Origin of the sequence: Candidatus Palauibacter soopunensis (assembly GCF_947581735.1) — a bacterium.
Lineage (GTDB): Bacteria > Gemmatimonadota > Gemmatimonadetes > Palauibacterales > Palauibacteraceae > Palauibacter > Palauibacter soopunensis.
Genome location: NZ_CANPVT010000013.1, coordinates 1 through 26,579, shown reverse-complemented (window position 1 = coordinate 26,579; position 26,579 = coordinate 1). Strand labels below are relative to the sequence as shown.

24 protein-coding genes are annotated in these 26,579 nt (G+C 68.7%); 13 read left to right on the top strand and 11 right to left on the bottom strand.

From position 1 onward, the window contains the following. The first annotated feature begins 169 nt into the window (after nucleotides 1-169). Nucleotides 170-2,800 carry a TonB-dependent receptor gene (locus tag RN901_RS06050; protein WP_310756988.1) on the top strand — a complete coding sequence of 877 codons (2,631 nt, stop codon included), beginning with the start codon at nucleotides 170-172 and terminating at the stop codon, nucleotides 2,798-2,800. 9 nt (nucleotides 2,801-2,809) lie between these two features. Here the strand turns inward: RN901_RS06050 and RN901_RS06045 are convergent, their stop codons facing one another. Both RN901_RS06045 and RN901_RS06040 read right to left on the bottom strand, forming a co-directional pair. Continuing rightward, the gene (locus RN901_RS06045; protein WP_310756986.1) at nucleotides 2,810-4,000 is read right to left on the bottom strand and encodes a hypothetical protein; all 1,191 of its coding nucleotides are present in this window, start codon (nucleotides 3,998-4,000) and stop codon (nucleotides 2,810-2,812) included. A gap of 36 nt (nucleotides 4,001-4,036) precedes the next feature. Next, complete coding sequence (locus RN901_RS06040; RefSeq protein ID WP_310756984.1) at nucleotides 4,037-5,233, bottom strand: hypothetical protein; 1,197 nt, start codon at nucleotides 5,231-5,233, stop codon at nucleotides 4,037-4,039. 241 nt (nucleotides 5,234-5,474) lie between these two features. Between RN901_RS06040 and RN901_RS06035 the strand changes: the two genes are divergently transcribed. From RN901_RS06035 to RN901_RS05985, 11 genes are all read left to right on the top strand, one after another. Continuing rightward, nucleotides 5,475-6,854, top strand: a complete 1,380-nt coding sequence (locus RN901_RS06035) for a HupE/UreJ family protein (RefSeq protein WP_310756983.1) — start codon at nucleotides 5,475-5,477, stop codon at nucleotides 6,852-6,854. A 100-nt stretch (nucleotides 6,855-6,954) separates the two neighbouring features. Next, a complete protein-coding gene (locus RN901_RS06030) occupies nucleotides 6,955-7,980 on the top strand; it encodes a peptidyl-alpha-hydroxyglycine alpha-amidating lyase family protein (protein WP_310756981.1) in 1,026 nt (341 codons plus the stop codon). 49 nt (nucleotides 7,981-8,029) lie between these two features. Next, nucleotides 8,030-8,710, top strand: coding sequence for a hypothetical protein (locus RN901_RS06025; RefSeq protein ID WP_310756979.1), 681 nt, complete (start codon nucleotides 8,030-8,032; stop codon nucleotides 8,708-8,710). 6 nt (nucleotides 8,711-8,716) lie between these two features. Then, complete coding sequence (locus RN901_RS06020) at nucleotides 8,717-10,258, top strand: FAD-dependent oxidoreductase (RefSeq protein WP_310757064.1); 1,542 nt, start codon at nucleotides 8,717-8,719, stop codon at nucleotides 10,256-10,258. Between the two features lie 91 nt (nucleotides 10,259-10,349). After that, nucleotides 10,350-12,125: a quinohemoprotein amine dehydrogenase subunit alpha gene (gene peaA / locus RN901_RS06015; protein WP_310756977.1), complete on the top strand. Its 1,776-nt coding sequence runs from the start codon at nucleotides 10,350-10,352 to the stop codon at nucleotides 12,123-12,125. Further along, nucleotides 12,122-13,561: a quinohemoprotein amine dehydrogenase maturation protein gene (peaB, locus tag RN901_RS06010; RefSeq protein ID WP_310756975.1), complete on the top strand. Its 1,440-nt coding sequence runs from the start codon at nucleotides 12,122-12,124 to the stop codon at nucleotides 13,559-13,561. Before peaA ends, peaB begins: the two co-directional genes overlap by 4 nt. Before the next feature lie 61 nt (nucleotides 13,562-13,622). Beyond that, nucleotides 13,623-13,955 carry a quinohemoprotein amine dehydrogenase subunit gamma gene (gene qhpC, locus RN901_RS06005; protein WP_310756973.1) on the top strand — a complete coding sequence of 111 codons (333 nt, stop codon included), beginning with the start codon at nucleotides 13,623-13,625 and terminating at the stop codon, nucleotides 13,953-13,955. Next, on the top strand, nucleotides 13,952-15,049 hold the full coding sequence (locus tag RN901_RS06000; protein WP_310756971.1) for a hypothetical protein: 1,098 nt from the start codon (nucleotides 13,952-13,954) through the stop codon (nucleotides 15,047-15,049). Before qhpC ends, RN901_RS06000 begins: the two co-directional genes overlap by 4 nt. Before the next feature lie 40 nt (nucleotides 15,050-15,089). Next, nucleotides 15,090-16,808, top strand: coding sequence for an ABC transporter ATP-binding protein (locus RN901_RS05995; protein WP_310756969.1), 1,719 nt, complete (start codon nucleotides 15,090-15,092; stop codon nucleotides 16,806-16,808). 68 nt (nucleotides 16,809-16,876) lie between these two features. Continuing rightward, nucleotides 16,877-17,584, top strand: a complete 708-nt coding sequence (locus RN901_RS05990) for a S8 family serine peptidase (RefSeq protein ID WP_310756967.1) — start codon at nucleotides 16,877-16,879, stop codon at nucleotides 17,582-17,584. Nucleotides 17,585-17,759: 175 nt separating this feature from the next. Beyond that, complete coding sequence (locus tag RN901_RS05985) at nucleotides 17,760-18,950, top strand: integrase arm-type DNA-binding domain-containing protein (RefSeq protein ID WP_310756965.1); 1,191 nt, start codon at nucleotides 17,760-17,762, stop codon at nucleotides 18,948-18,950. 378 nt (nucleotides 18,951-19,328) lie between these two features. Here RN901_RS05985 and RN901_RS05980 read toward each other — a convergent pair whose 3' ends face one another. From RN901_RS05980 to RN901_RS05970, 3 genes are all read right to left on the bottom strand, one after another. Continuing rightward, nucleotides 19,329-19,622: a hypothetical protein gene (locus RN901_RS05980; RefSeq protein ID WP_310756963.1), complete on the bottom strand. Its 294-nt coding sequence runs from the start codon at nucleotides 19,620-19,622 to the stop codon at nucleotides 19,329-19,331. Then, a complete protein-coding gene (locus RN901_RS05975; RefSeq protein WP_310756961.1) occupies nucleotides 19,619-19,873 on the bottom strand; it encodes a hypothetical protein in 255 nt (84 codons plus the stop codon). The genes RN901_RS05980 and RN901_RS05975 overlap by 4 nt, the downstream gene beginning before the upstream one ends. 152 nt (nucleotides 19,874-20,025) lie before the next feature. Continuing rightward, nucleotides 20,026-20,421, bottom strand: coding sequence for a GxxExxY protein (locus RN901_RS05970; protein WP_310756959.1), 396 nt, complete (start codon nucleotides 20,419-20,421; stop codon nucleotides 20,026-20,028). Nucleotides 20,422-20,652: 231 nt separating this feature from the next. Here RN901_RS05970 and RN901_RS05965 point away from each other — a divergent pair, with 231 nt between their 5' ends. Further along, nucleotides 20,653-21,930 carry a 6-bladed beta-propeller gene (locus tag RN901_RS05965; protein ID WP_310757062.1) on the top strand — a complete coding sequence of 426 codons (1,278 nt, stop codon included), beginning with the start codon at nucleotides 20,653-20,655 and terminating at the stop codon, nucleotides 21,928-21,930. A 166-nt stretch (nucleotides 21,931-22,096) separates the two neighbouring features. Here the strand turns inward: RN901_RS05965 and RN901_RS05960 are convergent, their stop codons facing one another. The 6 genes from RN901_RS05960 to RN901_RS05935 form a co-directional block, all read right to left on the bottom strand. Further along, nucleotides 22,097-23,230 (bottom strand): hypothetical protein, encoded by a 1,134-nt coding sequence (locus RN901_RS05960; RefSeq protein WP_310756957.1) that lies wholly within the window; start codon nucleotides 23,228-23,230, stop codon nucleotides 22,097-22,099. A gap of 369 nt (nucleotides 23,231-23,599) precedes the next feature. Beyond that, on the bottom strand, nucleotides 23,600-23,839 hold the full coding sequence (locus RN901_RS05955) for a hypothetical protein (protein WP_310756955.1): 240 nt from the start codon (nucleotides 23,837-23,839) through the stop codon (nucleotides 23,600-23,602). A gap of 152 nt (nucleotides 23,840-23,991) precedes the next feature. After that, nucleotides 23,992-24,525 carry a hypothetical protein gene (locus tag RN901_RS05950; protein WP_310756954.1) on the bottom strand — a complete coding sequence of 178 codons (534 nt, stop codon included), beginning with the start codon at nucleotides 24,523-24,525 and terminating at the stop codon, nucleotides 23,992-23,994. A 32-nt stretch (nucleotides 24,526-24,557) separates the two neighbouring features. After that, the gene (locus RN901_RS05945) at nucleotides 24,558-25,184 is read right to left on the bottom strand and encodes a hypothetical protein (protein ID WP_310756952.1); all 627 of its coding nucleotides are present in this window, start codon (nucleotides 25,182-25,184) and stop codon (nucleotides 24,558-24,560) included. A gap of 139 nt (nucleotides 25,185-25,323) precedes the next feature. Continuing rightward, nucleotides 25,324-25,953, bottom strand: a complete 630-nt coding sequence (locus RN901_RS05940; protein WP_310756951.1) for a hypothetical protein — start codon at nucleotides 25,951-25,953, stop codon at nucleotides 25,324-25,326. Then, nucleotides 25,946-26,287, bottom strand: coding sequence for a PadR family transcriptional regulator (locus tag RN901_RS05935; RefSeq protein ID WP_310756950.1), 342 nt, complete (start codon nucleotides 26,285-26,287; stop codon nucleotides 25,946-25,948). Before RN901_RS05935 ends, RN901_RS05940 begins: the two co-directional genes overlap by 8 nt. Nucleotides 26,288-26,579 lie beyond the last annotated feature (292 nt).

The following is a 26,579-nucleotide window of genomic DNA, read 5'->3' as shown; positions in this document are numbered from 1 at the left end:
CGGAATTCTGCCACGGGTTGCCGTATCCTTCGGGAGTCGTCCAGTGCGGCCGAGCCCCGAATCTTGCGCTCCATCCGCGCGCCGTACAGCGCGGGATGGCGGATGGCGTCGCCGTCCGGGTCCGAGGCCGCATGTTGGCGTTCGGCCAGAGCGCGTGTGAACATGCGGGATGACGACCTTCTCTTCCGCGCGGTTCGCGTTCGGGACGCTGCTCCTCGCCGGCGCGGGGATCCATTCCGCTGCCGCGCCCCGGACTGCCGAGGCGCAGACCGGCCTGTCGGGCCGGACATCCCCGGACACCGTCACTCGGGCGACCCACGAGCGGAACACGGCGTCCGTCGACGTGTTTTCGCGAGTGGAGATACTCGAGACCGGACAGTCGGAACTCGCTTCCGCCCTCAACGAACTCCTGCCGTCCGCCTACTTCCCGCGCCGCCAGGTCGCGGATCTCACGTCGGGGGTTCGGCCCTTCCAGCTGCGTGGGCTTTCACCGGACCACACGCTCGTCCTCCTGAACGGGAAACGCCGCCACGCCACGGCGGTCGTGCACACGCTGGGCGGCGGCGCATTTCCGGGAGCGAGCGGCGTGGACATCAACGCCTTGCCGCTTCAGGCGATCGACCGCCTGGAGGTCGTGCGCGACGGAGGCACGACCCGGCACGGCTCCGACGCGATCGCCGGTGTCATCGACCTGCGTCTCCGGAACACGGTCTCGGCGCCCGAGTTCATCGCTTCCGTCGGGCACCACTTTCCGGATGAATGGGATGACGACGGGCTTCGCTACGACTTCTCGGGGAACTGGGGACTGGGCATCGGCCGGGGCGGCGTCCTGAACCTCACGAGCGCGTTCAGCCAGCGGGACCCGACGAACCGCGCGGGCGCCGATGGCCGCGACCAGATCCTCCCGGGGGACGCGGACTTCGTCGACCGGGGTCTCGTCATCCGAAAACACAACGAGGTGGCGCAGCCGAATCACCTGTGGGGAGACGGCGAGTCCTCGAACTTCATGTTGTTCGCCAACTTCGAACTCCCCCTCGCGGCCGCGCGCGCCGGCCCCGGCGGCGCCGAACTCTACGCGTTCGGAGGCTACAGCCGGCGGCGTGACCGGCACTCGGGCTTCTTCGTGCGTTCGATGGACGACCGCAACTGGCCCGGGATCCATCCGCTTGGCTTTCTGCCGCGCTTCGACGCCGACTCCCGGGACGTTGCTATCGTCACAGGCTTCCGGGGAGGCGGGGAGGATCTGCCGGGAGATGGGTCCGGGACCGACGCCGGGTACGGCTTCGCGGGGGACTGGAGCTGGGACCTGAACGCCCAGTACGGCTCGAATCGGATCGACAACGACCTCTTCGACACGCTCAACCCATCGCTCGGGCCCTGCCTCGAGTCGGCGTGCGCGCCCGGCCCGGACGGGATTCCCGGGACCGCGGACGACCCGGGAATCCCGAACCGGACGCGGTTCTCCACGGGCTCGCTCGAGAACCGCCAGTTCCTTGCGAATGCGGACGTGCGGGGCCGGATCGAGATGGGGCTCGGCGGGGGGCCGGCGAGCGTCGCGCTCGGGGCGACGTTCCGCCTCGACAGCTACCGCATCCTGGCGGGGGAACCCGCGTCGAGGGTGGACGGCTTCCACCCTACCCAGAGCGGCGGCATCGCGCCGGCGGGCTCTCAGCGCTTCACGGGCTTCCGGCCGGAGGAGACCGGGATCTGGCACCGGTCGAGCTTCAGCCTCCACGGTCAGGTCGACGCGCCGCTCCTGCGGCCGCTCCTGCTCTCCGCGACGGGACGCTACGAGCGCTTCAGCGACGTCGGCGGCACGGTCAGCGGGAAGCTCGGGCTGCGCCTGGCCCTTTCCGACGCCGCCGCCTTCCGGGCAAGCACGTCCACGGGATTCCGGCCGCCCGCGCTGAGCCAGTCCCACTACGGACACGTCACGGCGGGGCGTCGTGAAGACCCGGACGAGCCGGGCGCGACCGCCGGGTTCGAGGCGGGGACGTTTCCGGTGGACGCTCCGGAAGCCGGGGCGGTCGGCGCATCGCCCCTCCGCGGGGAGCGGTCGCGCTCCGTCAGCGCGGGGTTCGCGTTCGAGCCGGCCGACGGCCTGCGTTTCACAATCGACGGCTACGCGACGGACGTCGACGACGCGATCCTCCTCTCCAACCCGCTCGCGGAAGGCGCCAGCGGCCTGGTCGATCACCTGCTGGCGGACTTCGCCGCGGAATCGGTCCGTTTCTTCTCCAACGCGATCGACCTGCGGTCGTACGGCGTCGATGCGAGGCTCACATGGGGGCGGCGGCTCGGGGACGCATCACGCCTGGAACTCGGCGCCTCCGCGGGCTGGGGGCAGGTCCGCGGGCGCTGCCCGGAGGGCGACATCGCGGCCTGCGTGGGGGAGAACGAGGCCCTGCGGGACGAATCGTTCAGGATCTACGACGGGTTCGACGTCTTCTTCCTCGAGGAGGGGCGCCCGGACTGGCGCGGCAGGTTCGGGACGAGGTTCACGACCGGCGCTTTCGAGTTCGGCCTGGGGGCGAACGTGTACGGGGCGCAGGAGGAACTGCGCGCGCTCGGCGTCGGAGAGCACCCCCACAGGATCCGACTCCTCGAACCGAAGGTCACAATCGATGCGGGAGTCCATGTCGACGTGGCGCGAGGGTGGCGCCTCACGGTCGGCGGCGAGAACCTCTTCGATTCATTCCCGACGCGCGTGGACGCGTTCGGAGGGATCTTCCCCTACCGCTCGTTCTCGGCGATGGGGTTCAACGGCCGCTACCTGTACGCGCGGCTACAGGTTTCCTAGCAGCCCGTCCTAGCCCGGCCAGGGGGTGCCCTGCTCGGCCGGCACGCGACCCATGCCCATGAACACGAACTTCTGGATCCGCTTCCCGGCGTAGGTCTCCGTCGTGTAGACGTTGCCCCTCGAGTCCGTCGCGATGCTGTGGACGCCGATGAACTGCCCCGGCTGCCGGCCTCCGTCGCCGAAGCTGGTCAGCACCTCCAGCGAGGCGCGATCCATGACGTAGACCCGGTGGTTCGATCCGTCGGCGACGTACATGTACCGCTGCTCCGGGTCGCGCGAGAAGGCGAGGTCCCACGTTGATCCGGCGCCGAGCGTCCGGGGCGCGACGAACGCCTCATCCACGTACGTCCCGTCCGTCCGGAAGACCTGGATCCGGTCGCTCGCACGGTCGCAGACGTAGATCAGACCGTCGAGCGAGGGCTGCGCGCAGTGCACCGGAGTCCGGAACTGCTGCGAAGGGGGCGCGTCCGGATCGTAGAGGGGCGGCGGCGTGTCGTCCGGCGCGTTCCCGTAGGCGCCCCAGTAGCGCTTGAAATCACCGGTCGACGCGTCGAGCACCGCCACGCGCCGGCCGCCGTAGCCGTCTGCGACGTAGGCTTCGTTGGCCTCCGCATCGAAGCCGACCTCCGCCACCCGGTTGAAGCGCGTCTCGCTGCGGCTGTCGGGCTCCATCCCCACCTGCGGTTGCCCGTAGGACGCGAGGAACTCGCCGTCGCGCGAGAACTTGAGGATGTGCGAGTCGCTCGCCCCGTTGCCGCCGATCCACACGTTGTCCATGTGGTCGATCGTGATCCCGTGGTTCGACTCGGGCCACACGTATTCGTCGGACGGGCCTCCCCACGAGTTCACGAGGTTGCCCTCCGGATCGAATTCGAGCACCTCGGGCGCGGGGTTGCAGCACTCCGACATCGGCGGATCGGCGGCGGCGCCCAGTTCGGTACGGGCGTCGATGGAGGCGCGACGATGGATGATGAACACATGGTCGCGGGAGTCGACGCCGACTCCGATCGTGGAGCCGAGGAGCCAGTGTTCGGGCAGCGGTTTGGGCCAGAACGGATCCACCTCGAACATCGGCGCCTCGACGCCCTGTCCCGTCGCGTCGGCCGATCCCGCGTCGTCCATCGCGGCCTGCCCGCACGCGAGCGCAATGACAACGCCGGCCGTCACACCTCCGATGAGGGTTCCCCGCCTGCCGTTCATGCCTGTACCTCCTCGCCGATCCGACCGTCTACCGGTCTACTGGTCGCCGCGCGGCCAGGGCGGCCCCTGGTGCTCGGCCGGCACCGGGCCCATGCCCATGTACACGAACTTCTGGACGCGCTTCCCCTCGTAGGTCTCCGTCGTGTAGATGTTGCCGTTCGAGTCCGTCGCGATGCTGTGGACGGCGAAGAACTGGCCCGGCTGACGGCCGCCGTCCCCGAAGCTGGTCAGGATCTCGAGCGAAGCGCGGTCCATGATGTAGACCCGCATGTTCTTCCCGTCGGCGACGTACATGTACTTCTGATCCGCATCGCGCGAGAAGGCGATGTCCCACGTCGACCCGTCGCCGAGCGTGCGTGGCGCGATCCGCACCTCGTCGACGTAGGTGCCGTCCGTCTGGAAGACCTGGATGCGGTCGTTGGGGCGATCGCACACGTACACGAGGCCGTCGAGCGAAGGCTCGGCGCAGTGCACGGGCGTCCGGAACTGCTGGATGAGCGGCGCGTCGGGGTCGTAGGGCGGCGTTCGCGTGTCGTCGGGCGCGTTGCCGTAGGCGCCCCAGTAGCGCTTGAAGGCCCCGGTCGATGCGTCCAGCACCGCGACTCTGCGGCCGCCGTAGCCATCCGCGAGGTAGGCCTCGTTGGCCGCCGCGTCGAAGGCGAGCTTGGCCACGCGGTTGAAGCGCGTCTCGCTATGGCTGTCGGGTTCGGGGCCCGCCTCTGGCTCACCGTACGAGGCGAGGAACTCGCCGTCGCGGGAGAACTTCAGGATGTGCGTGTCGTTCGGCCCGTTCCCCCCGATCCACAGGTTGTCCATGTGGTCGACGGTGATGCCATGGTTGGAGCCCGGCCACACGTAGTCCTCGGAGGGCCCTCCCCAGGCGTTGACGAGGTTTCCTTCGGGATCGAACTCGAGTACGGGCGGCGCGGCGCGGCAGCACTCGCCAATCGGCGGGTCGGCGTCGGCCCCGCCCTCCGTACGCTCGGTGAGGTTGCCGCGGTGCACGATGAAGACGTGGTCGCGCGAGTCCACGCCCACCCCGATGGCCGAGCCGAGCACCCAATGGTCCGGCAGCGGTTTCGGCCAGAACGGATCCACTTCGAACATCGGCGCCTCGACGCCCTGCCCCTCGCTGGCCTGAGCCCCGTCGTCCATGGCCGCCTGGCCGCACGCCAGCGCGAGAGCGATGCCCGCGACCACACCGAAGATGAGGGTTCGCCGCTTTCCGTTCATGGCCGTCTCTCCTTGCGGATACCGAGTCGCTTCCGAGTCGCCCGATCCTGATTTTTTCCGATTGATTCACGCTACAGATGCCGTCCGCGTTCGTCCAGAGATCGGTCGGGGTCGACGGCGCGGGCCTGCCGCGCCATCGTGCGGGCGGACCAAGGCAGGCTTTTCCCAGTCTCGCGGAGTTCGGGGATCGCGGATGAAGCGATGTAACACACGGCGTCCAACCCGGCGCACGGCGCTTTTGATGGGGTGCGTCCTCGTACTCTACGGCCTGACGAGCCTGGCCGGCGCGGCGCGGGCGGCACCTGAGCGGGAGGCGTCGGATCGCGCGGCCGAGGCGGTCCCTGCCGTGCCGCACGAGATCCCCGCGGACGTCACCGTGCAGGCCTTCGTCACGCCGGAGGGGTCACGTCTCCATTTTCTCGTCCGGGCGCCGCTCGAGGCGATGCGGGACATCGAGTTCCCCCGGTACGGACTCGGGTACCTGGATCTGGAAGCGGCGGATCCGTTCCTCCGCGACGCGGCGCAACTCTGGCTCGCCGACTATGTGACGTTCTACGAGGAAGATCGACGCCTGGAGGCGCCCCGCATCGTGGCGGCCCGCGTTTCTCTTCCTTCGGACCGATCCTTCGCCAGCTACGAGACGGCACTGGCGCACTTCGACGACCCACCGCTCGACCCCGGGCTGCAGCTCCCGTGGCGCCAGGCTCTGCTCGATGTATTGCTGGAGTACGATATCGCGTCGGACGAGTCCCGTTTCTCGATCGATCCGGGTTTCGCGCACCTCGGCCTGCGCACGGTCACGGTGCTGCGCCTGCGGCCGCCGGACCGCCCGGAGCGCGTCTTCCAGTACGTCGGCGACCCCGGACTCGTGCGGCTCGACCCGCGCTGGCACCAGGCCGCGCTGCGCTTCGTGTCCCTCGGCTTCACGCACATCCTGGACGGGATCGACCACCTCCTCTTCCTCCTCTGCCTCGTCATCCCGCTGCGGACGCTGTGGGGTCTGGTCCCGGTCATCACGTCCTTCACGATTGCGCATTCGATCACGCTCATCGCCTCCGCCTTCGGGATCGCGCCCCGCGCGCTCTGGTTCCCGCCGCTGATCGAGACCCTCATCGCGCTCTCGATCGTCTACATGGCGCTCGAGAACATCGTCGGGGCAAAGCCTCGAAAACGCTGGCTGCTCGCGTTCGGATTCGGGCTCGTGCACGGGTTCGGCTTTTCGTTCGCGCTCAGCGAGTCGCTGCAGTTCGCCGGCGGACACCTGCTTACGTCCCTGCTCGCGTTCAACGTGGGCGTGGAACTGGGACAGCTCGTCGTGGTCGCGGTCGCCGTTCCGGTGGTCGAAATGCTGTTCCGCAAGGTGGTGGCGGAGCGGATGGGGACGATCATCGGGTCGGCGCTGCTGGCGCACACCGGCTGGCACTGGATGACGGACCGGGGCTCCGACCTGCTGGCCTACCGCTTCACGTGGCCCGCCTTCGACGGAGCGCTGGCCGCCGCGCTCATGCGCTGGGGGGCGCTGGCGCTGATCGTCGTGGGCGCGGCGTGGGCGATCAGCGGACCCTTCGGCCGGCTGGCGGCGAAGGCGAAGGGGGGTGGCCGGGCCGCCCTGGTGGAATAGTCCGCTTCGGCGCGCGCAGCTTGCCCGTTTTGCCGTTGGCGTCCCATCGTTTTTGCCCGACATGGTATAAATGGCGCGGACCGGAAGGACAGGAGGACGGATGCAAGGCGCAAGGCGAATCGGACTCATCGCGGTACTCGCGCTTACGGCGGTCATTTCGGGCGCCGACGCGCTCGCGGCGCAGTTGACGGCGCCGAACCCGTACAGGGCCATGGACGGCTGGGGACAGCTTCCCGACGGACGCTCGTGGGGCGCCACCAGCGCCGTCTACCCGGCCCCGGACGGTGAGCACATCTGGGTGGGCGAGCGGTGCGGCGCGAACCTGTGCGTCGAGAGCGACGTCGACCCGATCCTGCTCTTCGACACCGAGGGGAATGTCGTGCGGAGCTTCGGCTCGGGACTCATCGCGTGGCCGCACGGAATGTTCGTCGAGGAGGACGGCAGCGTGTGGGTGGCCGACGCCGTGGGATACGCGCCGGTGCCGGAGGGCTGGGGACACGTCGTCTACAAGTTCAGCCCCGAGGGCGAGGTACTGATGGTTCTGGGCGAGAAGGGCGTGGCGGGGGACGGCCCGAACCACTTCAACAAGCCGTCGGACATCCTCATCGCGCCCGACGGCAGCATTTTCGTTGCGGACGGGCACGACGCGGGCGGCAACAACCGCATCGTGAAGTTCGCGCCCGATGGCACGTTCCTCATGGAGTGGGGACGCGCAGGGACGGCGAACGGGGAGTTCCGCGACCCGCACGCGCTCGCGATGGATTCGCAGGGACGCCTCTTCGTCGGCGATCGCGGCAACAGCCGCGTCCAGGTCTTCGATCAGGAGGGGAACCACCTGGAGACCTGGCACCAGTTCGGACGTCCGAGCGGGCTGTTCATCGACGAGGAAGATGTCCTCTACTCGACGGATTCCGAGTCGAACGCGCGCCGCAACAAGGGGTGGCTCCGCGGCATCTACATCGGAGACGCGGCGACCGGTTGGGTGACGACCTTCATCCCGGACCCGGAGCCGAATCAGGATGCGTCCGGCACAAGCGGCGCGGAGGGGATCGCGGTCGACGCGCACGGCAACCTCTACGGGGCCGAGGTCGGACCCCGCCAGATGAGAAAATACATCCGGCGCTAGTGTCGTATCCCACTAGCGGAGTCGGCAGCAACCAGCACGGGAGTCGGAGATGAGACGCACGATAGGCTTCATGGCCCTCCTGTTCGCGTTCGGCGCGAGCGGAGCGGCGGCGCAGGATGAGAACATCAGTTTCTTCATCACCAGTTCGAATCCGGGGGACGGCGCGGATCTCGGCGGTCTCGAGGGCGCGGACGCGTACTGCGAGACGCTGGCCGAGGCGGCGGGCCTGCCCGACCGCATGTGGCGGGCCTACCTCAGCACGACGGGCGCGGGCGGCGTGAACGCGCGCGACCGGATCGGAGACGGGCCGTGGTTCAACCACGCGGGCACGATGATCGCCCGGGACGTCGAGCACCTGCACAGCAACGGCCCGAACCTGACCAAGGCCACGATCCTCACGGAGAACGGCGATGAGGTGAACGGCCGGGGCGACCAGCCGAACCAGCACGACATCCTCACCGGGTCCCTGATGAGCGGCATGGCCTCGGGAGCGGACGGCGACACGACGTGCAGCGATTGGACGTCGAGCGGCGAGGGCAGCGCGCTCGTCGGACACCACGACCGAGTCGGAGGCGGACAGAACCCGACATCGTGGAACGAGGCGCACGGGTCACGGGGCTGCAGCCTCGAGGATCTGCGCGGGACGGGCGGCGACGGGCGTTTCTACTGCTTCGCCACGGACGGACCGGGCGGCGGGAGCGCATTCGCGCTACGCCAGCGGGCGAACTGAGCCCGCCTGGCGAACACGTTCTTTGATGTCCTGATCGTCGGCGGCGGGCCGGCCGGCTGCGCCGCCGCGGCGTCGCTGGCGCGGCGCGGGCATGATGTCGCGCTGATCACGCGGCCCGCGCCGCCGGCGAAATGGCTCGCCGAATCGATTCCCGGCTCGGCGCGGAAGCTCCTCGAGCGCGTGGGAGCGCTGGACGCTCTCGACGCGGCGGGCCTCGTGCCGAACGAAGGCAACACCGTGTGGTGGGCCGGGATGCCCCGCCGGGAAGAACGGTTCGAGACGCCCGAGCGCGGCTTCCACGCGGATCGGGCGGCGCTCGAGGCCGCCTTTCACGGAGTCGTGCGCGGGGCGGGCGCGCGCCTCGTGACGGACGGGCCGGTGGTCGAGACGACCGTCGAGCCCGATGGCTGGCGCGTCGCCACCTCGACCGCGCGCTACCGGGGCCGCTGGGTGCTCGACGCCTCCGGCCGCGCCGGGGTGCTCGCCCGCCGCGGGCTCCGCACGCGCGAACGCGGGATCGCCACGCTCGCGCTCGTCGGCCGCTGGACCTCGGGCCGCGGCCACGCTCCGCCGGACCCCGGCTGTACGCTGATCGAGAGCTATCGGGACGGGTGGGCCTGGTCGGTGCCCACATCGCCGCGTACCCGCTGCGTCACGGCGATGGTCGACCCGCGCCGCACGCACCTGGCGCGCGAGCGGGGCCTTGACGGCATGTGGCGCGTTGAACTGGCCAAGGCGGCGCGGCTCGGTGAGCGCCTCGAGGGAGGTCGGCTCGACGGGCCCGTGCGGGCATGTCCCGCGTCGCTCTACGGCGCAACCTCGCATGGCCGGCCGGGCCTGCTCCTCGTCGGCGACGCCGGCTCCTTCATCGACCCCCTCTCCTCGTACGGCGTCAAGAAGGCGCTCGCCTCTGCCTGGCTCGCCGCGATCGTGGCGCATACGGGGCTCGAGGACGATGCCATGGCCGGCCCTGCCTGCGAGTTGTACGACGACCGGGAACGCGAGGTGTACCGCACCTACCGGGCGCTGTCCGTCCCCTTCTTCGAGCAGGCCGCCGCCGCAAACGACCACGCCTTCTGGGAGGTTCGCCTGGCCGCGGCCCGGGAGGCGGGCGCGGACATCCCGGAACCCGCCCCCGCGCCCGGAGCGCCCGCCCTGCCGGAACCGGGAGACCGATCCCTCGCCGAACGCCGGGCCGACGCCTTCCTGGCGCGCCCCGAGGTGCGGACGGCGTGGGAGACGATCCGCTCGCTGCCGGCCGTGCATCTCCGCCCGGCGCCGGGACTGTCGAGCGTGCGCCACCCCGCCGTCGTCGACGACCGGATCTCTCTCGAGGCTCGACTCGTCTCCGACCGACTCCCGGACGGCGCGCGCTACGTACGCAATGTCGACCTCCGCCGGCTCACGGAGATCGCGCCGGACTCCGACCAGGTCCCGGACCTGTTCGAGGCGTACAACCGGCGCGGGACGGCGGTGCCGCTGCCGGACTTTCTGGCCGCCCTCTCCTTCGCCGTGGGGGCAGGTTTCCTCGAGCTGGCCGACTCGTGACGGGCGGCCGGGGAGCGCGCGGACAGCCCCTTTCGGGGTGGCGCGGGCGCAGCGATTGGCGCACAATTGACCGGTTCGGAATGGAGGATGGATGAGACGCGAAGCGACGACGCGACGGGCACTTGACCGACTGCCGGCGGCCGGAATGGCCGTCGGTGCGCTGGTGTTTCTCGGCGCGCACACGCTTCCTCCGGTCCCGGGCATGCCCTCGACTTCGGCCGCCGACCTCGATTCGGCTCCGTTCGCCGGCACCGCGGGAATCCCCGCGCAGGCCGACGATGAGGGCTATCCGATCGACCACGAGATCATCATCCGCCGCTGTCAGCGCTGTCACGAGCGCGATGACGAAGGGCGGATGACGCGGATCTCCTACGAGCGGAAGACGCCGGAGGGGTGGCAGACATCCGTGCGGCGCATGGTCGCGCTCAACGACGTCTCCCTCGGCCCCGACGAGGCGCGCGAGGTCGTGCGCTATCTCTCCAACCGGCAGGGCCTCGCGCCCGAGGAACTCGAACCCGGCCGCTTCGAGGTCGAGCGCCGCCTCATCGAACACGTCTACGAGGCGGACCGCGATGTCGAGAACACCTGCATCCAGTGCCACAGCATGGGCCGCGTCATCACCCAGCGGCGCACGCGCGAGGAGTGGGAACTCCTCATGGCGACGCACCGCGGCCTCTACCCGCTCGTCGACTTCCAGGGTTTCCAGGGCGGGGGCGACGGACCTCAGCCGGTGGACGAGGCGATCGACCACCTCGCCGATGCCTTCCCCCTCGATACGCCCGAATGGTCCGCCTGGTCGGCCTCCATGCGCACGCCGCGCCTCGCCGGCACCTGGGCTCTGGCGGGGTTCGAGCCCGGGAAGGGGCAGATCTTCGGCACGGTCGAGATCTCCGTCGGCGACGCGCCGGATGAGTTCCGCTCCCGCGCCTCGTACACCTACGCGGAGTCGGGGCAGGAGGTGAGTCGCAGCGGACAGGCCATCGTCTATACCGGCTATCAGTGGCGGGGACGGTCGAATCCCGGCGGAGCGGACGAGTTGCGGGAAGTCATGACGGTGGACCGCGGCTGGCAGGCGATGACGGGCCGCTGGTTCTCGGGCGCCTACGATGAGTTCGGCCCCGACGTGAAGCTCACCCGCGCGAGCGGCGGCCCCGTCGTCTCGGGCGTCCATCCCCGGGCGATCCGCACCGGCGCCTCGTCGACCGAACTCCGGGTCCACGGCGTCAACCTCCCGGCGAGTCCCGACGCGACCGATTTCGATTTCGGACCGGGCGTCCGGGTCGAGTCCGCGACCGGCGGCGATGGGAGCCAGGTCACGCTTCAACTCTCCGTCGATGACGATGCTGCGGTCGGCGGGCGCGACCTCTTCGTGAGCGGTGTGAGCCTGGCGGGCGCGATCCAGGTCCATGACGGCGTGGACCGTCTCGAGGTGACGCCGCGCGCCGGCATGGCCCGGATCGGCGGCGCGAACTTCCCGAAGGGCTATCAGCCGTACGACGCGATCGGGTGGGACGACGGCCCGGACGGCGAGCCGAACACGGAGGACGACCTTCGGCTCGGGCGCGTGCCGGTGACGTGGAGCATGGAGGAGTACACGGCCACCTTCGACGACGACGACATCCAGTACGTCGGCGCGCTGGGGTCGGACGGGATCTTCACCCCGGCCATCGACGGACCCAACTCCAGCCGCAAGGGCAACCGAAACAACATCGGCGACGTGTGGGTCGTCGCGACCTACGCGGGTCCCGGCGGGGCGGCGGCCGGCGCCGGCAGCCTCCGCGCCCGCGCCCACCTCATCGTCACGGTGCCGCTCTATCTCAAGTTCGACCCGTGGCAGGGCGTACCGGCGGAAAGGCTGGTTCCATGATCAAGCCCGTCGGCCAACTGGCGCTGCGCGAATTCCACGCCTTCGAGGCGGCGGGCGAGCGGTTCCTCTATCTCGTCCCCTCGGCCGGCATCTTCCGGATCGACGCGGCGTCCTCCGCGATCCTCGACCTGCTCAGCTACGGGCCACGCGCGCCGGGCGAAGTCGTGAACTCCCTCTCGGACCGGTATCCCGTCGACCGCGTGCAGGACGGGTTGCTGGAACTCCAGCAGATCCGCGCCATCGGCGAGGCGGGGGCGCCCGTCGACCAGGTCGTGAACGACCTGCCGCCCGACGGTTTCCCGCTCACGACGATGGTCCTCAACGTCACGAACAAGTGCAATCTCGCGTGCACCTACTGCTACGAGTACGGCGAAGACAAGATCGTCGACACCACTTGCACGGACGACCCGAAGTTCATGGGGGATGAGACCGCGCGGGAGAGCGTGGAGTTTCTCCTCAAGGAATCGGGACCGCTCGAGGTCGCACACCTCACCTTCTTCGGAGGCGAGACGCTGCTCAACTTCCCCGTGCTCCAGGACACGGTGGCCTACGCCCGCCGCCGCGGCGAGGAGGAGGGGAAGCGGATCGAGTTCAGCCTCACGACGAACGCGACGCTCCTCCGCCCCGATATCATCGAGTGGCTGGCGGACAACGAGATCGGCGTGACCGTCTCCATCGACGGACCGAAGGAGATGCAGGACCGCATGCGCGTCTTCCACAGCGGCAAGGGCTCCTACGAGACGGTCCGGCCGCGGATCATGGAACTGCTCAAGCGGCACAAGTCCCGTCCGATCGGCGCGCGCGTGACCCTGACCCGCGAGAACCTCGACATCCACCGCATCTACCGTCACCTGACGGAAGAGATGGGGTTCTGGGAGGTGGGCTTCGCGCCGGTTACCACTTCCTCCGGGCGCGACTACGAAATCGAAGACGAGGGATACGACCGCATGCTGCGCCAGTTCGGCGAGTTGGCGCGTGACTGGCTGGACCACGCGGTGGAGAACCGGCACCACGGTTTCTCGAACGTGAAGGACACGCTGGAGGAGATCCACAAGGGCGTGAGCAAGGCCTATCCGTGCGGGGCCGGGCTCGGGCTGATGGGCGTGACGACGGGGGGCGACGTCTCGCTCTGCCACCGCTTCGCCTACTCGAACGACCACAGCTTCGGGACCGTCGCCGAGGGGATCGACCGGGAACGGCAGAAGGATTTCCTCGAAGATCACCACATCAAGAACAAGACGGACTGCCATACATGCTGGGCCCGTCCGATCTGCTCGGGCGGCTGCTATCACGAGGCGTACACGCGCACGGGAGAGACGGCCGCGCCCAACCTGCACTTCTGCACCTGGGTGCGGACGTGGACGCATACGTGTCTGGAGATCTACGGAGAGTTGTCGGAGCGGAACCCGGAGTACCTGGCCCGCTTCGACCATTGACGCGGCCGGGCGCCAGTGCCGTCACTGGCCCGGCCGACCTTCGCATGCGAGGGGGGAAGCCGTGAAACACCTGAAGCCGATCAACCAGAAGGCCGGCCGTATCGAGGCCCAGGTGGCCCGCGAGGAGATGGACGTCGTGGGGCTCGAGAGCAGGCCGGAGGGGCCGCACATTCCGCTGGGATGCTCGCTGGTCTTCTCCCCCGGCTGGGAGGTGGACTCGACCGGCGGCACCGCCGGGCTGTGCCAGCCGGTGGAACGGGATCTGTTCGACTGCCACCTCGCCTGCTTCTGGCCGGCGCACGTGCCCGACCAGCTCAACCACTCGCCGGACTGGACGTCGCAGTGCGCGTCGGCGCAGAAGGACTGGCGGAAGCTGGACCTCGTCTTCCCGTGATCCGACGGATGCGGGGCATCGTCGCCGTGGTCGCGTTCGCCTGCGCCCTGACGGGAGTTCGGGCGCTGGAGGCGCAGGGGAACGGCCGCAACGCCCACTGGTACATGGGCAACTACAGCAACGAAGTGATCGTCTGGGACGAGGCCACCGAGGAGGTCGTGGACCGGATCCCGGTCAAGCGTGCGATCTCCCTTCGTCTCGACGTCTCCGAGGACCGGTCGCGGCTCTACGTGATGGATCCGTTCTTCGAGACGATCGAGATCATTGCGCTCCCTTCCAAGGAGTCCATCGGAGAGTTCACGCTGAGCGAAGGTGCGACGCGCACGTGGATCCGCTCCTTCCAGATCCACCCGAGCCAGGAATGGATGGCGATGTTCGTGCAGAGCCGCACGAAGCTGGCGGACCGGTACGAGATCGGCGAGCCGACCATCCTTCGTCTCGACCTCGACACGTACGAGGTGACCGACACGATCCCGTGGCCCGGCGAGGAGCCGCGCCGGTTCGCGAACTTCCGCTTCTCCCCCGACGGCGACCTCCTGTACATGTTCGCGGACGACCTCGTCGCGCTCGACTCGGAGACCTTCGAGGAAGTCGACCGCTGGGATATCTCGGAGCCGCTCGAGCCGGGGCTGGGCGAGATGCGGCTGCCGTTCGGCGAGAGCCCGTACCAGGAGGAGGACGGCGTCTACACGGGCCTCTTCCGCATGACCGATCCGCTTCAGAACCGCCGTCTCATGGGCATCGCGACCGTGGATCTGGCCGGGCAGGACGTGGAGTTCCACCCTATCGGCCCCGATGAGGGCGTGTCGTTCGTCCTCTCTCCGGACGGGACGAAGGGATACGGGCTCAAGTCCGAGATCGGGCACTACGAGATGTGGAAGTTCGATCTCGAGGGCCGGCGGGTCGCCGGGCGCACGACGTTCGCGGGGCGGCCGCGGATGGCGCTGATGCCGAGCGCCGACGGCACGAAGCTCTACATCTACAATGCCGGCAGCACGATCGACATCTACGACGAGGAGACGTTCGAGTTCCTGCGCACGGTCACGCTGGACGCGGACATGACGAGCGTCGTCGTGGTGCCGGATCCGGGCTGATTCCGACGCCCGCTCCGGCACCTGATCCCGTGAGATCCCGGTGATCCGGGACCCGCACCTTCGCCGAGCCCTCGCCTACGTTCGACCGTACGCGGGGGCTTTGCTTCCCGTGGTCCTCCTCTCCACGGCCGGGACCGCGCTCGGGCTCGCGCTCCCCTACCTGTCGAAGGCGATGATCGACGACGCGATCCTGGGCGGGGACTTCCCGCTCCTGCTCAGGATCGTCGGCCTCTTCATCGGGATCACGATCCTCGGCTTCGGGGCGAACGTCGCGAGCGGGATGCGGTACACCCGGGTGTCGGCGGGCATCCTGTTCGACATGCGGCTGGCGCTCTACCGCCACCTGCAGAGGCTCTCGCCGCGGTTCTACGCGCGGACGCCGTTCGGGGACATCGTCTCGCGCATCAACAGCGACATCGGCGAGATCCAGCGGGTGACGGCGGACGCGGCGCTCGGGCTGTTCGGGAACGTGCTCGTCCTGATCGGGACGGTAGGGATGCTCATCTATCTCGACGCGCGGCTCTTCCTGGCGGGGCTCGTCGTGCTGCCGCCGAGCCTGTGGGCGCTGGTGCGGTACCGAAGCCGGCTCGAGGGGCGCGTGACGCACCTGCGGGAGCGGAGCGCAGACATCGGGAGCTTCCTCATCGAGACGCTGCAGGGCGTGCGTACGGTGGTCGCGTCCAACGCCCAGGAGCGCGAGGCACAGCGGTTCGGGCGCCACAACGACCGGTTCGTGCGGGCCCTGCTGTCGATGCGCCGGTATACGTACCTGGCGGGAGGCCTGCCCGGGGTCCTGCTTCAGACGGGGACGGCCGCCGTCTTCCTGTATGGGGGCTACCGGGTCATCACGGAGGCGACCACGCTGGGGACGTTCGTCGCGTTCATGGCGTACCAGATGCGGCTCCTCTTCCCGGTACAGGCGCTGATGGGACTGTACGCGAACCTCGCGAGCGCGCGGGCGTCGCTCGTGCGCGTCCATGAACTGTTCGACACGCCGCTCGAGGTCGTGGAGGCCGATGGCGCGGAGCGGCTGGGGCGGGCTTCCGGGACCCTCGTCCTCGAGGACGTCCGGCTCGGTTTCGGGCGGGGCGGCGAGGTGCTGGAGGGCGTGTCGCTCGAAGTGCCCGCCGGACAGGTTATCGCGCTCGTCGGCGCGAGCGGGAGCGGGAAGTCGACGATCGCGGACCTCCTGTCGCGCCAACTCGATCCGGACGGCGGGCGAGTGCTGCTCGATGGGCGGGATTTGCGTGCGCTCGCGCTGGCCGACGTGCGCCGGAACGTGGCCGTGGTGGAGCAGGACCCGTTCATCTTCCACGCCTCCATCGCCGAGAACGTGCGCTACGCGAAGCCCGACGCGACGGATCTGGAGGTCGCCGGCGCGCTCGCGGCCGCGGCGCTCGATGGGTTGATGGCATCGCTTCCGGAGGGGGCCGCGACGGTCGTCGGGGAGCGGGGCCGGCAGCTCTCCGCCGGGGAGCGGCAGCGGGTGGCGGTGGCGCGGGCCTTCCTGGCGGACCCGGCGGTGCTCGTGTTCGACGAGGCGACGGGGGCGCTGGACCCGGCCTCGGAGGCGCAGGTGCTGGAGGGCTACGCGGCCCTGATGCGGGGGCGGACCACCGTGCTCATCACGCACCGCCCCGAACTGGCGCGGCGAGCGGAGCGCGTGGTGGTGCTCCGCGACGGGCGCGTCGCGCAGGATGGCCGGCCGGCGGAACTCGACAGACGACCGGGTGCGTTCCGCGCCCTGTTCGCCGGGTGACCGTGTCGCCCGTGGACCGGCCGACGCGACCGCCTTCGGAGCCAGCCGCGGCACCGGAGGTCGTGCGGATGAGCGCGGAGCCGCTGCGGAGCCGGACCGGCCGCGGGGTCTCCATCGCGGTCGTCGACAGCGGGGCGCACCCGAACCATCCTCACCTGGGACTCCTGGCGGGCGGGGTCGCGTTCACGCCCGACGGACGCGAGCGCGATGACCTGACGGACCGGCTGGGCCACGGGACCGCCGTCACCGCGGCCATCCAGGAGAAGGCGCCGGGCGCGCGGGTCCACGTCGCCCGCGTCTTTCACGACGAGCTGGCGACGAGCGCCCGGACACTGGCGAAGGCGATCGACTGGGCCGCGGAGCGCGGCTGCCGGCTGGCCAATCTGAGCCTCGGAACGCCCCGCCGGAGCCGCATCGAGGTGCTGCAGCCCGCCGTCGAACGCGCCGCACGGGCCGGAACGCTCGTCATCGCCGCCTACTCGCACGAAGGACAGCTTCAGTTCCCGGGCAGCCTCCCCGGCGCGCTCGGCGTGTGCCTCGACTGGGACCTGCCACGGCACCGCGTCCGCATCGGTCGCCGCGATGGGCGGCGCGTCCTGTACGCGTCGGGCTACCCCAGGCCCATCCCGGGCGTCCCGCCGACCCGCAACCTCAACGGGATCAGCTTCGCGGTGGCGAACGCAACCGGCATCGTCGCCCTCGCGCTCGACCTCCTCCCTGAAGCGCGCCGCAGGGCTGACGCCTTGGCCGCGCTGGAGCCGCTGGCCGCGGTCTGACGTTCCCGCGGGGCTGTATTCCACAGAACGCTCGCATCGTGTAGGAAGGTCTCACAGCATCCATAAGTTACCTGCTTCTATTGACTTGTCGCGGAGTACCGGTGGCGCCGTCATCCCGGACGAGCTAGCTCCGTCCCCTTGCATCTCCCACCATGTGGTGTGTATTATGGTGGGTATGACGCTCCCGCGACGACCCCCGAAACGCAAGCCGCGAGGCAGGCACCCCCACAACGCGCTCTCTTCGGCCTTCGTCCGCAACGTGAGCGAGGCCGGACGGTACTGCGACGGCAACGGCCTGTACCTCGATGTCCGCCCCTCCGGGAGCCGGGGCTGGATCCAGCGCCTCACGATCCGGGGCCGCCGCACCGAGCTCGGGCTCGGCGGATACCCCCTGGTTTCTCTCAAGGAGGCCCGGGAGAAGGCGTTCCTCAACCGGAAGCTCGCCCGCGAGGGCGGCGATCCGCTCTCCGAGAAGCGGCGGGCCGAGTCGATGCCCACCTTTATCGAGACGGCCGACAAGGTCTGGAGGCAGCTTCGGCCGGGCTGGCGCTCGGACCGGCACGCGCAGGTCTGGCTGAACAGCCTGGAGCGCCATGTCTTCCCCCGCATCGGCGAGATGCCGGTCTCGGAGGTGACGAGCGCCGACGTGATCGGGATACTGGCTCCGATGTGGCACGAGAAGCCGGCGTTGTCGCGGAAGCTGCGCCAGCGCATGCGCGCGGTCATGGAGTGGGCCGTGGCCATGGGTCTCAGGCCGGACAACCCGTGCGACCGGGTCGGCCCGGTGCTCGGAGTGCAGGGGAACCGCACGCAGCACCTCCGGGCGCTGCCTCACGGCGAGGTGGCGGAGGCGATCCGGACGGTTGAGGCGTCGGGCGGGCGGCCGGTCGTGAAGCTGGCCTTCGAGTTCCTCGTGCTCACGGCGACGCGCTCGAACGAGGTCCGCGGGGCGGCTTGGAGGGAGATCGACGTGGAGGAGGCGGTGTGGACCATCCCGGCTCCGCGCACGAAGGGGAACCGTGAGCACCGGGTTCCGCTTAGCGGCCGCGCGCTCGGGATCCTCGATGAGGCGCGACGGATCGGCCGGGGGGACGCGCTCGTGTTTCCGGGCGTGCGGGGAAAACCGCTCGGGCGCACGGCCATCTGGCACCTGCTCAAGTCCTGCGGGGTCGAGGCCGTGCCGCACGGGTTCCGGTCGAGCTTCCGGGACTGGGCGGCGGAGGAGACGGACCATCCGCGCGAGGTGGCCGAGGCGGCGCTCGCGCACAAGGTCCGCAATCAGGTCGAGGCGGCCTACCGCCGCACGGACCTGTTCGAGCGCAGGCGACGGCTCATGGCCGACTGGGCGGCCTATCTGGCCGGTTGAGGACCGCTCATGGAACCACTCTTCTCCCCGGAGAAGCGTGCGTTGGCCTTCCCGCGAGGGATTGCTTGTAGGGAGCGATCCGCCGGGAGGGTGGGGATGGCCGTGCACATCCCGACCCTCCCCGATGCCATACCGGGCTTCGAAACAGGCGGGTCCTCCCGGCCACGGCCCGGAGAGCCGGATCGGCAGCGGCAATCCGCAGATCGTGGCTCAACCCCAAGCCGTCCGGCGACTTGCGGAATCCGCGTTCCGTACACTTGGGCGGCGTTTCCCTGCACACGCGCCTAGATGTCAAATGCGCACCTCCGGATCGGCAACGAACTCCGCCCAACGGCGATTTCGGCGCAACTCGACGAGCCGGGTCGAGGCAACCGCCGCTCAGCGTCGGCGCCGGCGATCGATGCCGTGCGCGCCGAGCGCCTTGCGATCGCCCTTCGAGCCCGGTCGCAAGGCGGTGACGGCCGATGCTGCCAAGTCCCGCCCCCGCGGGCCGATCCTGTAGAGCTGCCTTCCGCCTCGATCCGTCGGCCGCGCCAATCCCGCATTGACGAGAGACTGGATCGCCCGTCCCGCCCGCACCGTCCGGCACCGGAGCAGCCGCCGTACGCCGGCCACGCCGAATGGCGAACCGTCGGCGAACTCGAACAGCACCCGCTTGGCGTCGTCCGTCATGCGCCTTCACCCGAGCCGCGCTCCCGGGCGGCGAGCCGCTCGGCCTCGTCCGCCGCAGACTTGACCGAGCGGAACCCCGGTCCCGCCCGGTCGGTGCCCGTCGAGACCTCACGGGAGGAGGGCACCACGTACCACCGATCCGCGCGGTCGTCCTCGCCGTCCATGTAGTGGCCGCGTTCGAGACGATACCCGACCGACTCGGCGCGGAACCGGTGCGCCCGCAGAATGACGCCTTCGTCGAACTTGTTCATCGGCTGTCCCTCCGCGTTCAAGAGAGCGCCCGCGAAGAGGCCGGGTCAATGGCATGTTGCGGATCGCGGCCTCCGGGCGTCGGCCCACGGCGAACCGGACGAGCCCGGCGAATCTCCCTTCCTAAGGGGATCGTAAAGAAAGGTGTAGGGGATTATTCTTCCGAACTGCTGATCGGACACGACTCTATTTCGGTGCCATCGGGCGGAAAATTGATGATGACTGCGCCATCGTAACCCGTGGTCCGCAGGTACGCCCGTGTCTGTGCCTTGTGCGACGCGCTAATGCGGGTACCGGCCTTTAGTTCGACGGCCAACCGGTAGCCATCCAGTTCAATATCGAAATCGAGCCGCTGAAGCCCAATGGCGCGATCGCGATACATGATCTCGACGTTGCGCTCAATGCTGTACCGAAAACCCTCGACATCGGCCACCGTGTCCCTGAACTCGACCGCCATCGCCTTCTCGTACACCGATTCGGGATAGCCGCCGCCCAAGACGCTGTACACCGTCTCAGCCGCCACTACCGCAAGATCATGTGCTTCGCTCACGAACCCTCTCCTGTTGGTTTGTTGGTCCCTTGACCCGAGTGAACAAGAGCCGCCCCAGCGCCTGCGGCGTAGCGCCCTCGACACCCGGCGCTTCGGATGGCACGGCCATACTTCGCCTGAAGCTCGTCCTTCGTCGGCGCCGGCTCGCGAGACTCTTACTTCTTCTTGTTCAATCCGACTCCGTGATTCATTAACTTGGTAGGGTGGAAAGGCGAAAGGAAGGTGACCCACATGCTCGTGAATGGGAGGCTGACCCGAATCGGTGTCACGCTGCTGACCGCGTTGGCGGCATCCGCGACGGCGAGCGCGGGATTCGCTCAGGAGGTCATCGAACTTCCGGGCGAGGACCGCTGGCTGGAGACCGACTTCGAGGAGGTCTACCGTGTCGGTGCCGTTCTTGGCGAGGCGTGGCAGGAGTTCGGCACGATCGGCCGCGTGGGGTTCGACGAGGCCGGGAACCTCCATGTGTTGGACCGGCTCGCCGCCCGGGTCGTCGTCGTGAACCCGCAGGGAGACTTCGTTCGCGAATTCGGTCGCAGAGGCGAGGGTCCGGGCGAGTTCCAGTCGCCCCTGGACATGGTGGTTACGCGCGACGGCAGGGTCATCGTCGCGGACATGGGACATCGCACCTACCACATCTTCGCTCCCACCGGGGACCTCGACCGCACGGTACGCATGGCACGCGTCACGATGGTCCGGAAAATGGACGCCGAGGTCGGTGGAGAGTCTCTCATCAGGGGTGCGGAAGTGCTTGGCTCTGCGTATCGGGCCGTGCCGGGCGAAACCACGATCGCCTTCCCCGACCCGCGTACGATCGAACGGATCCTCCTCACTGGGGACGAGGCAGCGGTGGAGACCGCGGTCGAGGTCTGGGGCCCTGCCTACACCAAGCCGAGGGAACGCCTGCTCGGCGGGGGGCCGCGGAAGATCGTCAGCCGTGGCCCCCGGAGAGGGTTCGAGCCGGAGCTCTTCACGGGTGTCCTCCCCGGTCGTCGGATCGCTTTCTCGGACTCTTCCGCGTACACGATCAAGATAGCGGACCGGGATGGCCGGATCAGTTCGACGCTGACGCGGCCCTTCGCGCCCGAGCCCGTTACGGAATCCGTGATGCAGGCGGAGAGGGACCGCAGGTTGGGGGATCTTGAGGATCGCCCCGAACGTTCGGTCCGCCCGTCGTCCGGTGGCGGACTGGTGGTATCCGGGGGTGGCGGGCCCCGTGCGCGCGAGCGGATCGAAACGCTTGAGTTCGCCGGAGAGGTTCCCGTCGTGCGAGACCTGCGTACGAGTTGGAACGGCCGCATCTGGGTTCTGCGGCGGGGCGACGAGCCTGTCAGCGACGGGCCCATCGACATCCTTGCCGCGGATGGCCGCTACCTCGGCAGCTACCGCACCGGGGCGACGCCGCTCCCCGACGCGTTCGGACCGGGTGGGCTGGCGGCCTTCATCGAACGGGACGAACTCGATGTCCAGACGGTGGTCGTGAAACGACTCCCGCGTGCAGTCAACTGACTCCTCACTCCCTTCCGGCGGAGGAGCCCATGCAGATGACCATCGGAGCCGGCTCGGCTTGGCGCACCGGTTTGTTCGAGCGTCGGCGACGGCTCATGCCCGACTGGGAGAGCGTATCTCGCGGGCCGGAGAGCGGTGTCGGCGGCCGCACGCTAAAGCCTCTGGGCTACGTGCTCAGCCACTCGCATCCATCCTCCGAGACCAAGTACATCAGAATCGAAGTCCGAAGCGTTTCCGAATCGTCGATTCTCCGGTCCAGGACGAACAGCGTGTCGCCCCGGAAGGTCTCCATCGGCCGCATCTCGAAGTCGCGAGGCACGAGGGTGTCCACGCACGCCCGTGAGAGGTCCGGCGAAAGGACTCCGACCCACACCTTGGCGGTGAGCACGGGCATCGGCTGCATCCGGAGGGCCGTCTGATCGTGGTGGGTGAACACGAAACCGCCGCCGGGAAGCGGGAATAGTTGACGGAGTCGCGAACTGCCCTCCAACTGCTCGCGGTACGGCATGTGCTCGATGTCGATGCGTTCCCGGAGGTCGGCCGGAACGCCCTTCCTCCTCGCCACCGGGATGTCCAGCGTGTCCACCACCTCGCCGCGCAGGTTCAAGACGAACATCTCGTCCAGCCCGGACCAGCCCTGCACGAACCGTCCGGCGGCGTACGCGAGTGAACCGAGCCGGAAAAGGCTCGCATACGACCAGTTGTCGCTGTTGAGCGACGCGACGTACTCCGCCGGGAGTCCGCCCATGCTGGTGAACTCGTCCGTGGTCGGCCGCCACCGCGTCAGGGATGTCTCACGCCGAATCTCGAAATCGGTCATCCAGACATCCCGGCCGATCACCGCCGGGGGAGTCAGTCCGCCGAGCGCGGGAAAGTTCACACCTCGAAGGCTCTCTCCGGTGTTTCGGTCGAAGATGTTCACCCGCCGCGACCTTGTGGTCTGTGCGGCCACGGTCGAATCGTCGAGCACCATCGGAGTTCTGGGTCCGCCGTCAAACTCTCCCGGCCCCTCTCCCGGCCGTCCGTACACAAGCATCAGGTTGCCGTCTCTGCGGAACCTGAGGAGCTTTCCGGAGAAGATGTCCGGTATGTAGAAGGATCCGTCGAATGGGTCGACGACCGGCGTGTACGGATTGCCGATGTACAGTGAGTCGGCTTCCCGCAGCAGGATGCTGTCGATGGGAACCAGAGCCGGTCCAGCCGCGTCTGCGGAGAAGACACGTTCTCCGGGTTCGGGGCCGCAACCGTGGATCAGGATCATCCCGACGAAGGCGATTGCTCTTGCACCGCCTGTTCGCATTCGACGATGGGCTCGAACGTCTGCCCTTGCCGTGACCGCCAACCGAGCCCGAGCGGGCCGCCGTCTCCGAGGCGCCGGCGTGTCTCCGGCGTTTCTTGCCCCTCCGGCTGCCCGTTGGCCCGGCGTCCCTCTCGACACGCTCCGCCAGTTCATTGCCGCAACCAACACACTTCGCCTCGCTGGGGATCCTCCGGCGACTTGGAACATGATCCCAACCTAGGAAGACGGAACCAGATTCACGACCCGGAGCACCCTCACGAAGGGTATCCCCGGTTCGTTCACTTCGATGAACGCCATCAGGCCAGCCGGGCCGAAGGCGTCCGGGATTCGGAACTCGTCCGCCCGCAGAATGGCCCACGATCGACGATCTCAGGTCTCCGAGGGGTACGGGTCGGGTCGCAAGCGGGCTTCGCAGAGCGCACCACCGTCGTCCTCTCCGTCGGCGAGACTGGCGACCACGAGGCCGGGCAGCTTGCCCGAGACGGCCCGGTCGAGGCTGTTCCGGGCGATGCCCGGAGAGGCGTTTCGGGCGGCTCCGCCGAGGGCTGGCTGACCCACGTTACGGTGGAGCAGCCAGCCGACCCCGTGTTGAACACGGGAGGCTGGCAAGGGGGGCTCCGCTCCCCTGTGACCCCTTTGGACTTCCGCCACCGCTGGTGGGGCGGCGGCGGGCGGGAGCCGCCTCCAGAACCTCCTCCGCGTCCGTCCCGACGGCTGTTATCCGACGGTCGGGTCGAACAACGCAGCCTGCCCCCGCTTGCTCATCTGGTGTTCCGTCCTACGGCGCGCGTCAGCTTGAGGGCCGTGCCGGTGAAGCTGTCGAGTTCGATACCCGTCACCTTGCCGTTCTCATCAAACGTGACTGCGGTGGGTCCGGTGTAGATCAACCCAACGTCAATCTCGCCTCCGTCCACCGTTCCGTAGAGCATGTCGATATGCAGGGGGAGTTCGATCTGGTCGGTCGGCATGACGGTGAGATGACCGAAGACCCTGAAAGACTGGCCGGTGATTCTGCTCTCGTCGCAATGACCGGCCGTCCCGTGCGTCCATCCCTCAACGGAACCACTCGTCTCCACGGGGCCGGGAATCGTGATCGACACGGTCCCGGTGATGTCGCCGTACTGGTCGAGTGCATCGACCATGTTGGCCTGCCTGAGCTCGAACCGAACGGAAATTGCGTCGCGCACCGTGCCGGCCCATGTGCCGCTCAGGTCGATTGGCACGATCCCGGGCGGACCGCCGCCAAGACATTCGCCGCCGTCGGTGATGTGGGAGCAGCCCGGCAGGAAAAGCACCGTGGCAGCCGCGAATAGCGCCCCGCGGCCCCTCATGCCTCGATAACCGTCACGCCGACCGTGCGAGTCACCGACCGGCCCCGTGGTTGCTGGTCGTCGTCACTGCCATCGCCATCGGGCTCGGTCGCGACTATGGCAACGGTGGCCGTGCCCGGCGACCGCGGGTCGAGGGTCAGCGAATACGAACCTTCCTCGACGGCCATCGAAACCGCCAAGACCGTCGTGTCGGAAGACGTGGCGGTGAGCGTCAGGGGGTCGTCGTCCCAAAACAGGTTCTCGGCCTTCGAGATCGTCAGCGCCTGGCCCACGGTCAGCACTTGGTCGGGAAGTTCGACGGCTGATGCCCCCGGAGGCTGGTTCAGTGGGGGATAGCCGTTGATGATGACCTGCTCGCAACCCCCGAGCACGAGCGCGGCCAGCGCCATGGACGTGTACTGCCGGATTATCTCCATCGGCTGTCGTTCTTCCTTGCGATTCGTGGTGATACTCGACCGCCCGTCTTCGCCTCGCCCACCCCGATCCGTCTCTTCCAGAGAGGGCGCTTCGGTGAAGGTGACGGTGTACCGGAGAGTTCGCGGCGAGTGTCGCCCTTCGATAAGGAAATCCCCGTCAACCTCGCGAAGGGAATCGCCGATCAGGGCGACGACGGGGACGTTCACCCATCCCGAGTCGGCGACGGATTTGACGCGGCCCGCGCGGCGATTCTGACGATGCGCTGATCCGCCCGGCCCCGCAGTCACGCAAGCGCCGCCCGCCCGTCGCCGCGGCGCGTATTCCGGGAGTCCCTTCGCCCCCCATCTAGCTTGGCCGGACCGGAGCCTGTCGCAACTTGATGGACGCCCGCTCGCGGGCGCGCATCCACAAGGCGGACGAGGCGCAGACGAACGAGCCCGCCCAAGCCCAATAGCCGACCGCCAGATCGCCCGAGGGAATCCAGTAGAGAAGGTTCAGCACCGCCGCGCCCGTCACGCACCAAGTCAGCCACCGGAGCTTCGCGCGACGGACGCGACGGGTCACGAACAGCGCGAGGAGCATCAGGACGCTGCTGAGCGCGCTCATCGCTTCGCCCGGGTTTCCCCATTCGAGGGCGAGGAGAAAAGCCTCCCAGCCCCAAAGGTGCCCGGACGTGTCGCCGACGGCGGGCAGAACCCAGGACGCCGCGAACATCGCCCCGCCAACCCGAAGCAGGTGCCGCCACCTCGGCTTGCCCGCCTTGGCGAACTCTCTTGAAAGCGTCTTCGGCTCGCCGATGGCGTACCGGGCCAGCGCAAACGCGCGAGCGGGAGTCAGGGCTTTGTCCAACTCCAATTCCAGATCGACGTGCGCCCGCAGGTGGTCCTCCAACTCGTCCACCTCGCACGCTGACAGGCCCCCGCCGCGCGCCATGTGAACGCGCCAGTCCCGAAACGCCGCCTCCAGATCAAACATGCGCTCCTCCCCAAGCCGCTTCGAGCGCCGTGGTCAGCGTCCGCCAACTCGCCCGGTCGCGCGACAATTGGCGCTTTCCCCGGTCGGTCAGCCGGTAGTACTTCCGCCGCCGTCCCGCATCGGTCAGCTGCCAGCGGCCCGCGATGAGACCGTCCCGCTCCAAGCGGTGCAGGACCGGATAGAGCATTCCGTCGGACCAGTCCACGCTTCCACCCGATAGGACCTTCACCTGTTTGAGCATCTGGTAGCCGTAGCTCTCCCCGCCCGCGAGGATGGAGAGCACCATTGGGCGCGACGAGGCGGCGATCAGTTCCCTGTAGACCGCTGCGGTCATGTGGTTGTCTCCCATACCTTGATTAGCCATATACATTGCACAACAAGGTATAGAATCGGATCGACCGGTGCAACCTCGGGAGACTCGGAGTCGGGGGCGGCTCCCAGATCGACCCGTCGGCGGTCGCCCTGCCGCAAAACCGGCGACCGGGGCTCTCGCCCGCGATCTTCGCGCATCAGCGCGGGCTTCTCGGGGTCGAAGGGGCGGAGCCCCTCGCCAGCCGCAGTGTTCAACACTGCGTGTGCTGTATGTGGACGCCCCCGGTTGGGCAAGCGTGGATTCAGAACCGAGT